This is a genomic window from Mycobacterium sp. 1482292.6 (assembly GCF_001672995.1).
Lineage (GTDB): Bacteria > Actinomycetota > Actinomycetes > Mycobacteriales > Mycobacteriaceae > Mycobacterium > Mycobacterium europaeum_A.
On sequence record NZ_LZKV01000095.1, the window covers coordinates 1 to 10,723 of the forward strand.

Sequence of the window (10,723 nt, forward strand, 5' to 3'; positions counted from 1 at the left end):
GCAGCCGTTGCTGGAACAGGCCGTCGGCCAGCAGGTATGAGGCGACCACGACACGGCTACCGGCGCGGCGCGCGCGGGCCCGCTCCACGGCCTCGGCCAGCTGTGGATCGCCGGTGGCCGCGAACGCCAGGCTCACCCGTGATCCGGTCAACGCGGACAACAACGTCGCGGTGGTGTGCAGGTCCGCGCGCGCCTTGTCATCCGAGGTTCCCGCGGCCGCCAATATCACCGAATCGCCCGGACGCCAGCCGCATTTCACCAACTGGTCGCCGACGATGCGGGCGATCTGACCGCTCGGACCCAACGCGGGGGTGACGAGCACGTTCGGATGGCCGCTGGCCGCCACGTGCGCGGGCAGGTCGGCGCGGACGTGGTATCCGCGCGACAGGAACGCGGGCACCACGATGGCGGGCCGGTCGTCCGCCTTCACGCGCACCAGGACCTCGCTGGGGGTGGGGCCCACCACGTCCACGAAGGCGACGTCGACTTGGCTGCGGACCAGCGTACTCACCTGTGCCGCAAGGTCTTCGACCATCGCCACACCGCCAGGGCGGCGGGTGCCGTGTGCTACCAGGATCAGTGCCATGGGGAGTCTTCCGGATGATCGATCGCAAGACGGTAGCCGCGCTTGACCACCGTTGCGACGATGTTCTTGTCGCCCAACGCCGTTCGCAACCGCAGCACCGCGGTATCGACGGCGTGCGGGTCGTTACTGTTGCCGGGCAGCACCCGGAGCAAGTCGTTGCGCGCGACGACATCGCCGGGGCGTTGCGCCAGCGCCCGCAGGGTCGCCATGCCCGACCCCGACAGGGACTTCACCGAACCGTCGACCAGCACGCAGGTCCCGCGGATCTCGATGTCGTGGCCGGCCGCGCGGATGGTGCACGACCGCAGGGGCGGGAGTTCCTGGGCGATGTGGCGGGCCAGCGCCCCCAACCTCATTCGCTCTGGTGACGACGTCGGGATCCCGGCACGGATCAACGGTTGCGCGGTGACCGGGCCGACGCACATCGCGTGCACGTCACTGCGAAGCGCTTGCAGCAGTTGGTCTTCGATGCCCAACTCACGGCTGCGCTCCAACAGCGCCGCGCCGGCGGGGGCGGAGGTGAAGGTCACCGCGTCGAACTGGCGCCGCGCGACCGAGGCGACGAGCTGGTCGAAGTCACCGCCGGCCGGCGTTGGCTTCCAGCGGTATACGTGAATGGGCACCACCTGGGCGCCCGCCGATCGCAAGCCGTTGATGAATTCGGGGAACGGATCCCACCCGTCGGCTGCGCCGTGCAGCTGGACGGCGATGCGCTTGCCGGCGACATCCGACTCGAGAAGGTAGCGCAGGACCTCGCGCGACGATTCGGATTTGGGCGACCACTCTTCGTGTAATCCGGCGGCGCGCAAGGCCCCCGTCGCCTTCGGGCCGCGGGCCACGATCCGCGACTTGGCAAGTGACGCCAGCAGTTGGGTGGCCAGGCCCCACCCGTCGGCCGCGGCGACCCAGCCGCGAAAGCCGATGCCGGTGTGCGCCACCAAGATATCCGGCGGCTCCGCGATCACCGCCTCGGTGTGGTTCTGCAGTTCTTCGTCTTCGGGCAACGCGATAATGTTGATGGCCGCGGCGCTGGACACCTCCGCGCCGTTGCGGCGCAGCAACGCGCACAGCTCCTCGGCGCGGTTCGCCGATGTGACGGCGATCCGGTAGCCGGTCAGCGGCGCGGAGTCTGGTGGGGCCAGTTGGGGGGCCATATGAAGTGTGTATGCCTGCGACGTTTCCGTTGCGTTACCGGTCAATTGCTGTGGCATTGCCCGTGTTGCGAGCCGGCTCACACGCGGGCCGCCTCGGTTTCCGGTGCCGACCCGGACAGGCCGGGCGCGGCTGCGGGCCGGCGCGCATAGACCGTCCAGGTCATGATCGCCGCCACCACATAGGACACCAGGAACACCCAGTAGGCCGACGTTTCGGTGCCGGTGCTCAGGTACGACTGGCGCAGCGCCAGGTTGATCCCCACGCCCCCGAGCGCACCGACGGCGGAGCAGACGCCGATCAGCGATCCCGCCTTCGCGCGGGCCCAATGACGACGTTCGTCCTCGCTCGCGTCCAGTGAACGGCTGCGCGCCTCGTAGACCGACGGGATCAGCTTGAACACCGAACCGTTGCCCATGCCGGACAGGACGAACAACACCATGAAGCCGGTGACGTAGCCGATCATGCTGACGGAGTGGGCCGCGGCGTGGTGGTCGTCGAAGGTGCTGATGGTGACCAGCAGCCCGGCGCTCAGGGTCATGCCGGCCAGGACGCCCAGGGTGACGCGGCTGCCGCCGAGCCGATCGGCCAGCCGGCCACCGTAGATGCGCGCCAGCGAGCCGAGCAGGGGCCCGAGGAAGGCCAGCTGCGCGGCGTGCAGCGCCGCATGCTTGGGGCTTTCCCCGGCTTCGGCGAAGTTGACCTGCATCACCTGACCGAAGGCGAAGGAAAAGCCGATCCAGGAGCCGAAGGTGGCGATGTAGAGCAGCGAGATCACATGCGTGTCGCGCTCGAACAGGATCGAGCGCATGGTGCTCAGCTGGGTGCCGTGGTTGACGTTGTCCATGAACAAGGCGGCCGCGATGCCGACGACGACCAGCAACACCAGGTACACCGCGCACACCCAGTACGGCGCCTCGTGGCCGGCGGTGGCCAGCACCAGCAGGCCGACCAACTGGATCACCGCCACCCCCAGATTGGCGACGCCGGCGTTGACGGCCAGCGCGGCGCCCTTGAGTCGCTGCGGGTAGAAGGCGTTGACGTTGGCCAGCGAGGCCGCGTAGTTGCCGCCGCCCAGCCCCGTCAGGGCGGCGCACAGCACGAACGGCCACAGCGGCACACCGGGATTGGCCAGCAGCGCGATGGTGCCGGCCGTCGGGATCAGCAACACGAAGGCCGAGAACGTCGTCCAGTTGCGACCGCCGAAGGCGGCGATGCCCAAGGTGTACGGGATCCGCGCGCAACCACCGACCAGGGTGGCGACCGCGCCGAGCAGCAGCTTGTCGCCGGCGGAGAAGCCGTAGACCGACCCCGGCATGAACAACGCCATGACGGGCCACAGGGTCCAGATCGAAAACGCCACGTGGTCACCGGCGATGGTGCACAGCAGGTTGCGCCGGGCGATCTTCTTGTTGCCGGCCTCCCAGGCCGTCGTGTCTTCCGGATTCCAGTCCGCGATGCGGTGGTTGCGGCCCATCCGATCGTCACCTTTCTTCGCCACGGCGGTTATGCCTGTCGCCGTATCACGGAAAGCGATTGCGCCCCAATGGCATCGCGTCGACCGGCGTGCATACAGATCCTCTCCTCAGGCCCCACGAACCGCCGCATCGGGCCGCCGCCGCGCCAGGGGTCACCGCGCTCGCCCGATATCGGGAAAGCGGTTCGGAGACTGGCTTTCGACGCTTGGGCACCCCGAATGGGCGGGCATGCCCCGCCGTATGGTCCGATGCTCACATTTACGACGCGAACGGGTCAACCGGAACGGGCCGATATCGCCTGTTAGTTGTTTACCAGTTATCTGGTAACTGCCTGAGGGGCAATCAGTTCGCGAGGCCGCGGTTCATCGGCCGTGAATGGGCGCCACCATCAAGTGATTTCACACATCCGGCCGCCGCGGTGTGAGCTGGGATACAGGCGATTCCCGCGCCGACGATTCGGCGGGCGAGATCTAGGAAAACGGCCAACTCGCGGCACCGGACTGGGCGCCCACCAGGGACCTGGGCCGCGCCCAGTGCAGTCGCACGGTCTGGCCGGGCCGCACCTGGGCGATCTTGTCCACGTCCTCGTCGACCACCACGCCGATCACCGGGTAGCCGCCGGTGACGGGATGGTCGGGTCCCAGGATCACCGGTAAACCGTTGGGGGGCACCTGAATTGCGCCGCGGGTGGCGCCCTCGCTGGGCAGCTGGCGGTCCGGGTAGCAGTGCTGCAGCGGCCGGCCCGTCAGCCGCATCCCCACCCGGTCGCTGCGATCCGAGGCCACCCAATCGGTGTGTACCAGGGCGTCGGGATCGACGAACCAGTCGTCGCGCGGCCCGGGCACCACGGACAGCTCGACGACATGGTCGGTGATGGCCGCGACCGGCGCCTGGTCCAGCTCGGGGTAGGCGTCGGTGTGCTCGCCGATCGGCAGGCGGTCACCGCTGCGCAGCGGCGCCGGGCCGATGGCCGACATCACGTCGTAGCTGCGCGACCCGAGCACCGGCTCCACGCAGATGCCGCCGCGGATCGCCAGATAGCTGCGCAGCCCCGCGCGCGGCGCGCCCAGCGAGATCACCTCGCCATCGCGCACATGATGAATGCTGTTGGTGCCGAACTTGATTCCGTTGACCGTGGGGTCGGTGTCGGCGCCCGTCACCGCGATGTCCACGTCACCGCCGGTGACCCTGGCCGCGAAACCACCGAACGTCACCTCCACGGTGGCGCGGTCGTCGGGGTTGGCCACCAGCCGGTTGGCCAGCTTGTGCGCGCGCCGGTCGGCTGCTCCCGAGCGGCTCACGCCCAGGTGGGCCAGCCCCGGGCGACCGAGGTCTTGGACGACGGCGAACGGTCCGGTGCGCAGGATCTCCAGGATCGGCACGGCTATCTCCTCAGGTATCTAGACGGCCCGGAACTGAACCCACATGCCCTGCGCCAACAACGCCGGGTTCGGCCGCTGCAGATCCCACAGCACCGCGTCGGTGTGGCCGATCAGTTGCCACCCGCCGGGGGACTGCCGCGGGTAGACCGCGCTGAATTCACCGGCGAGGCCGACCGAGCCGGCGGGCACCGATGTCCTCGGCTCGGGGCGGCGCGGCACCCGCAGGCGCGGATCGCCGTCGACCAGATAGGCGAAACCGGGTGCGAATCCACTGAATCCGACCCGCCACGGCGTGGCGGTGTGGGCGTCGATCACCGCCGCGATGGTCAGTCCGGTGCGGTCGGCGACCTCGGCCAGGTCCGGGCCGTCGTAGACGACGTCGATGACCACGTCGGCGCGGCGCGCCGAGGCGGCCCCCGGGGCGGCGTCGACGCGCATCTTGCGCAGCCGCTGACGGATGACGCCCTGAGAGCGCGGGCCGTCCAGCTTCACCAGCACCGTGCGGGCGGCCGGCACGACGTCGACCACGCCCGGTATCGCCGCGGCGCGCAGCGCGTCCGCCCATGCCAATACCTCGGCGGTACTGCCGCATTGCACCATCAGCGCGCGGTCGCCGTAGTCCACGACGGTGTTGCCGACCAGCTCCGTCGGCAGGTTGTGGGCCAGGTCGCCGCTAAGATCCGTCACGCTCATTACTCGACGGTAACCCCGGGATCGGGGCCTGTGCGAGGGGCGGGCGACGGATTTTCGAGCACTGCCAGAGCTGCCTTAGCAAACGCTCAAACAGCCACGCCCGCGCGCGTGGCTACCCCAGGATCTTGGTGATCAGCGGGGGCAGCTGGTCGGCGATGACCGGGTAGCTCAGCGGCGACGCGAACGCGATGGCGCCGGCCTGGTCCTTGGTGGTGAAGATGTGGCGGTTCTGCGCCGTGGTCAGCGACCCGGCCACCTCCGGGTCGGCCAGTATCGCCTTCTGATCGTCGGGGTTCTGGGTCGTCCAGATCACCAGGTCGGCGGAATCGAGCACCGCCTTGATGTGATCGCGCGGGATGACGGCGCGCTGATCGGTGCCGAAGGGTTTGATGCTGTCGGAGATGACCAGGCCCATCTGGTTCAGAAAGTCCGTCCGCCAGCCCGCCATGGTGGCGACGACCGTGCCCTGCCACAGCGCGCCGTGCATCAGCAGCGCCTTCTTGCCGGTCCATTGCTGATTCTTCTTGCCGATGTCGGTGAACTTCTGGTCGACGCCGTCGATCAACGACTTCATCTGGTCGGCCTGGAAGACCGCCTGCCCGACGGTGGTGGCCTGCTCCTTCCACGGCTCGAAAAAGGCGTCGCCGTCCGACTGGGCGACGGTCGGGGCGATCGCGGAGAGCTTCTGATAGGTGTCGGCGTCCAGGCCGGCGTTGACGGCCACGATCAGATCCGGTTTCAGGCCGGCGATCTGGTCGACGGGAATGCCGTTGTCCAGGTTCAGCACCGTCGGCTGCGCCCCGCCGAGCTTGGGCGTGGCCCACGGCCAGACCGCGGACGGTTGGTCACCGAACCAGTTGGTCACCGCGATCGGCACCACCCCGACGGCGAGCAGGTCGTCCTGCTCGGTGTAGCCGGCGCTGACGACGCGCTTGGGTGGTTCTTTGATGACGGTCTGACCGAACAGGTGGGTGATCGTCACCGAGCCCGGGGTGGCGCCCGGAGCCGGTTTGCTTGACGAGCACCCCGCCACGAGCTCGGAGAGCGCGGTCGCGCCGCCGATCGCGGCGACCCCGGCAGCCCCTGCGAGCTGCAAGAATCCCCGTCGATTCCATCCCTGTCGCATCGCGTGAGAGTATCGCGTTCCGCCCGCACAAATGCATCGCCGCGCTGTTGAGGCCCTTAGCCCAGCGGCATGCCGGCGTCCATGAAATCCAGGGCCCGATAGATGGTGTCGGCGGTCTTGGGGGCGCTGTCGAAGGCGGCCATCATGGCACCCGTCAACGCGCCGGCGAACACCCGGACCTCGAAATCGTCTGCGGCACGGCCGATTCGGTGCGCGATCGCCTCGGCGGCGACCGTCACGGTGCGGTAGTACTCGTCGTACATCGCCGCCTTGAGCTCGGGTATGGAGAACATCAGCCGCTGCCGGGTGCTCTCGAACTCCAGCTGGTCGTCGGGCAACTCGGCGATGACGGCCGCGTAGGCCCGGCGGAAGGCCTGGGCCGGAGACAGGTTGAGCGGCTGGGCCTTCAACGCCTCGAGGATCAGCGGGTCCAGGTCGTCGGCGAGCAGCAGCGATTCCTTGGACGGGAAATAGCGGAAGAAGGTGCTCGGCGACACGTCGGCCGCCTCGGCGATCTGTTCGACGGTGGTCGCGGCGAAGCCGTTCTCCTCGATGAGGCGAAACGCCTCGCGCCGGATGGCGCGGCGGGTCTTGATCTTTTTGCGCTCCCGTAGGCCCAGGGGAGCCTCAGTCACCTGCATGAGCCGATTGTCGCGCATCGAGCCCTCGCCGTGGGTTCGCGACATCTTGCGTTGCAGAGTTCTGACAAACGGGTCCTGGCCGCTGCAATTTCTGCGTATCGCCTACGTAACTGTGCACACGCAGTCCGGTAACAGTGCCTCTTTAGCGTCGAGTGGTCACTGCCCGCGCCCCATTCAAGCCAGGAGTCCCACCAGATGACCTCGACCATCACCCCGGCATCGCAGCCCGCGCCACCGCGCGAGTCTCGCAAGGGGCGGCACTGGATCGATGACTGGCGGCCCGAAGACCCCGAATTCTGGGAGACCACCGGCAAGCCGATCGCCCGGCGGAACCTGATCTTCTCGATCTTCGCCGAGCACGTCGGCTTCAGCGTGTGGATGCTGTGGAGCATCGTGGTGGTGCAGATGACGGCCGGGGCGCACGGGCACCCCGCGGCGTCCGGGTGGGCGCTGACCGCCAGCCAGGCCCTGTGTCTGGTGGCCGTGCCCAGCGGTGTCGGGGCGTTCCTGCGGCTGCCCTACACCTTCGCGGTTCCGCTGTTCGGCGGCCGCAACTGGACGACCATCTCGGCGGCGCTGCTGCTGATCCCCTGCCTGCTGCTGGCCTGGGCGGTGAGCCATCCCGGCATCCCGTTCGTCGCGCTGGTGGCGATCGCCGCGACCGCCGGCTTCGGCGGCGGCAACTTCGCCTCGTCGATGGCCAACATCTCGTTCTTCTACCCGGAGAAGGACAAGGGCTGGGCGCTCGGCCTGAACGCGGCCGGCGGCAACATCGGGGTGGCGGTGGTGCAGAAGATCATCCCGCCCATCGTCATCGCCGGCGGCGGGATGGCGCTGTCGCGCGCCGGACTGTTCTACGTGCCGCTCGCGGTGGTGGCCGCGATCTGCGCGTTCCTGTTCATGAACAACCTCACCGAGGCGAAGGCCGACGTGAAGCCGGTGCTGGAGTCGCTGCGGCACCCCGACACCTGGATCATGTCGCTGCTGTACATCGGCACCTTCGGTTCGTTCATCGGCTACTCGGCCGCCTTCCCGACCCTGCTCAAGACGGTTTTCGGGCGCGGTGACATCGCCCTGGCGTGGGCCTTCCTGGGTGCCGGCATCGGATCGGTCATCCGGCCGCTCGGCGGCAAGCTGGCCGACCGGATCGGCGGCGCCCGCATCACCGCGGCCAGCTTCGTGATGCTGGCGATCGGGGCGGCGGCGGCGCTGTGGGCGGTCAACGCGGTCAACCTGCCGGCCTTCTTCGCCAGCTTCATGTTCCTGTTCGTCGCCACCGGCATCGGCAACGGTTCGACCTACCGGATGATCTCGCGGATCTTCAAGATCAAGGGCGAGCTGGCCGGAGGCGACCCCGACACCATGGTGGGCATGCGCCGGCAGGCCGCCGGTGCGCTGGGCGTCATCTCGGCGGTGGGCGCGTTCGGCGGGTTCGTCGTCCCGCTGGCCTACGCGTGGTCGAAATCGGAGTTCGGCAGCATCGAACCGGCGCTGCGGTTCTACATCGTGTTCTTCCTCGCCCTGCTCGGCGTCACCTGGTACTGCTACCTGCGCAAGCACAACGCGATCACGCGGGTCGGGATCTAGCGTCAGGACGGCTTCTGCCGGCCGCCGTATCCCTGCCCCTCCTTTTTCCAAGGGCTGTAGTCGGCGATCAGCTCCTCCTGCGGAGGCCGTTGGTCTTCGGGAACGTGCTGCAGGTTGATCCGGATCCGGTACCAGATCGAACTGGGCCCGCGCATCCCATCGACCAGGACGTCGATCGGCTGCAGCCGGCCGGCCGCCGCGGGATAGCGCTCGCGCCAGACGTCCAGCGCCGCCATCGCCTCGTCCTTGGTCTTGGTGCGGGCGATCTCGATCAGCGGCATCGCCGACTGCCGCCTGCCGCCGGTGCCCTTGCCGCGCGTGCCCGACCCTTTCGGGGCGCGCTCGGGCGGCCCCATCTCCTCGGCCAGCACCAGCAGCCGGTCGAGTGCGCCGACGGCGTCGTCCATCCCGGCCCAGGGGTCGCCCAGTTCGGCGAACCGGGCGGGCACGGTGTCGATGGTGAACGCCTCGGGCCGGCAACCGGCGACCTCGTCCCAGTGCAGCGGTGTCGAGACTCGGGCGTCCGGCGTCGCCCGCACGGAGTAGGCCGACGCGACCGTGCGGTCCTTGGCGTTCTGGTTGAAGTCGACGAAGACGCCCTCGCGTTCTTCCTTCCACCAACGGCTGGTCGCCGCCTCGGGCACGCGCCGCTCGACTTCGCGGGCAACGGTCTGCGCGGCCAGCCGCACCTGGCGAAACTCCCAGCGCGGCGCGATGCGGGCATAGATGTGAAAGCCGCGCGACCCCGAGGTCTTGGGCCACGCGGTCAGGCCGTAGTCCTCGAGCACCTCGCGGGCCGCCAGCGCGACGTCCACGATGCGTCGCCAGGAGACCCCGGGCATCGGATCCAGGTCGACCCGCAGCTCGTCGGGGTGATCGAGGTCGTCGGCCAGCACCGGGTGCGGGTTGAGGTCGACGCAGCCCAGGTTGATGGCCCAGGCCAGCCCCGCGGCGTCGTGGATCACCGCTTCGGCGGCGGAAGTGCCTCGGGCGTAATGCAGTTCGGCAACGTCGATCCAGTCCGGGCGTTTGGCCGGGGCGCGCTTCTGGAACACCGCTTCTTCCGTGATGCCCTTGACGAAGCGCTTCAGGATCATCGGGCGGCCGGCCACACCGCGCAGCGCGCCGTCGGCGACGGACAGGTAATAGCGGACCAGGTCGAGCTTGGTGTACGGGCTGCCGGAGAATCCAGTGGTTTCGCGGCCGCTCGCGCGGGGGAACACCACCTTGTCCGGATGGGTGATCGTGACCTGGCGCCCGGCCACCTCCAGCGAAACCGGACGGGTCATGCGGTTCATGCTAATTCGCCAGAATTTCTGGCCGTACTGAGACGGACGTCACATAAGGTGGATTCCATGCCTAACCTCCTCGGCCTCCCCGGTCAGGCCGCCGCGAAAGTCCAGCAATACGTCGAACGCGGCTCGGCCGAACTGCACTACGTGCGCAAAATCTTCGAATCGGGTGCCTTCCGGATCGAGCCGCCGCAGAACTACGCCGCGATGGCCGCCGACATCTACAAGTGGGGCGAGTTCGGCATGTTGCCGGCGCTCAACGCCAGGCGCCATCCCGACCGCGCGGCGTGCATCGACGAAGAGGGTGAATTCACCTACAAGGAGCTGGACGACGCCGCGCACGCGGTCGCCAACGGGCTGATCGACAAGGGCGTCAAGGGCGGCGACGGCGTCGCCATCCTGGCCCGCAACACGCGTTGGTTCCTGATCGCCTACTTCGGCGCCGCCCGGGTGGGCGCCCGCATCATCCTGCTCAACAGCGAGTTCTCCGGTCCGCAGATCAAGGAGGTGTCCGAGCGGGAGGGCGCCAAGCTGGTCATCTACGACGACGAGTACACCAAGGCGGTCAGCAAGGCGTCTCCGGAGCTGGGCAAGCTGCGGGCGCTCGGGACCAACCCCGACAGCGACGAGCCGTCGGGCAGCGAGGACGAGACGCTGGCCGACCTGATCGAGCGCAGCGACAAGAAGCCCGCGCCGAAGGCGAGCAAGCACTCGTCGATCATCATCCTGACCAGCGGCACCACCGGCACCCCGAAGGGCGCGAACCGCAGCACCCCGCCGACGCTG

At 68.7% G+C, this 10,723-nt stretch carries 10 protein-coding genes; 2 read left to right on the plus strand and 8 right to left on the minus strand.

The genetic code is table 11. The features are described from left to right. The 7 genes from A5624_RS09805 to A5624_RS09835 form a co-directional block, all read right to left on the minus strand. A partial coding sequence (locus A5624_RS09805) for a sirohydrochlorin chelatase (RefSeq protein WP_066865307.1) occupies positions 1 to 586 on the minus strand: 586 nt, incomplete at its 3' end. Continuing rightward, a complete protein-coding gene (locus A5624_RS09810) occupies positions 577 to 1,728 on the minus strand; it encodes a uroporphyrinogen-III synthase (protein ID WP_156748871.1) in 1,152 nt (383 codons plus the stop codon). The genes A5624_RS09810 and A5624_RS09805, both read right to left, overlap by 10 nt. 89 nt (positions 1,729 to 1,817) lie before the next feature. Continuing rightward, positions 1,818 to 3,215 (minus strand): MFS transporter, encoded by a 1,398-nt coding sequence (locus A5624_RS09815; protein WP_066865329.1) that lies wholly within the window; start codon positions 3,213 to 3,215, stop codon positions 1,818 to 1,820. Positions 3,216 to 3,686: 471 nt separating this feature from the next. Continuing rightward, entirely contained in the window at positions 3,687 to 4,598 is a 912-nt protein-coding gene (locus tag A5624_RS09820; RefSeq protein ID WP_066865314.1) for a 5-oxoprolinase/urea amidolyase family protein, read from the minus strand. Positions 4,599 to 4,616: 18 nt separating this feature from the next. Next, positions 4,617 to 5,291, minus strand: a complete 675-nt coding sequence (locus tag A5624_RS09825; protein WP_066865317.1) for an allophanate hydrolase subunit 1 — start codon at positions 5,289 to 5,291, stop codon at positions 4,617 to 4,619. A 112-nt stretch (positions 5,292 to 5,403) separates the two neighbouring features. Then, on the minus strand, positions 5,404 to 6,417 hold the full coding sequence (locus A5624_RS09830) for an ABC transporter substrate-binding protein (protein WP_066865320.1): 1,014 nt from the start codon (positions 6,415 to 6,417) through the stop codon (positions 5,404 to 5,406). Positions 6,418 to 6,473: 56 nt separating this feature from the next. Continuing rightward, positions 6,474 to 7,058 carry a TetR family transcriptional regulator gene (locus A5624_RS09835; protein WP_066865332.1) on the minus strand — a complete coding sequence of 195 codons (585 nt, stop codon included), beginning with the start codon at positions 7,056 to 7,058 and terminating at the stop codon, positions 6,474 to 6,476. A 195-nt stretch (positions 7,059 to 7,253) separates the two neighbouring features. Here A5624_RS09835 and A5624_RS09840 point away from each other — a divergent pair, with 195 nt between their 5' ends. Then, complete coding sequence (locus tag A5624_RS09840) at positions 7,254 to 8,645, plus strand: NarK family nitrate/nitrite MFS transporter (protein ID WP_066865323.1); 1,392 nt, start codon at positions 7,254 to 7,256, stop codon at positions 8,643 to 8,645. Positions 8,646 to 8,647: 2 nt separating this feature from the next. Here A5624_RS09840 and A5624_RS09845 read toward each other — a convergent pair whose 3' ends face one another. Continuing rightward, positions 8,648 to 9,943, minus strand: a complete 1,296-nt coding sequence (locus tag A5624_RS09845) for a DNA polymerase domain-containing protein (protein WP_066865326.1) — start codon at positions 9,941 to 9,943, stop codon at positions 8,648 to 8,650. Between the two features lie 57 nt (positions 9,944 to 10,000). Between A5624_RS09845 and A5624_RS09850 the strand changes: the two genes are divergently transcribed. After that, the coding region (locus A5624_RS09850) for an AMP-binding protein (RefSeq protein WP_156748969.1) at positions 10,001 to 10,723 on the plus strand (723 nt) is incomplete at its 3' end.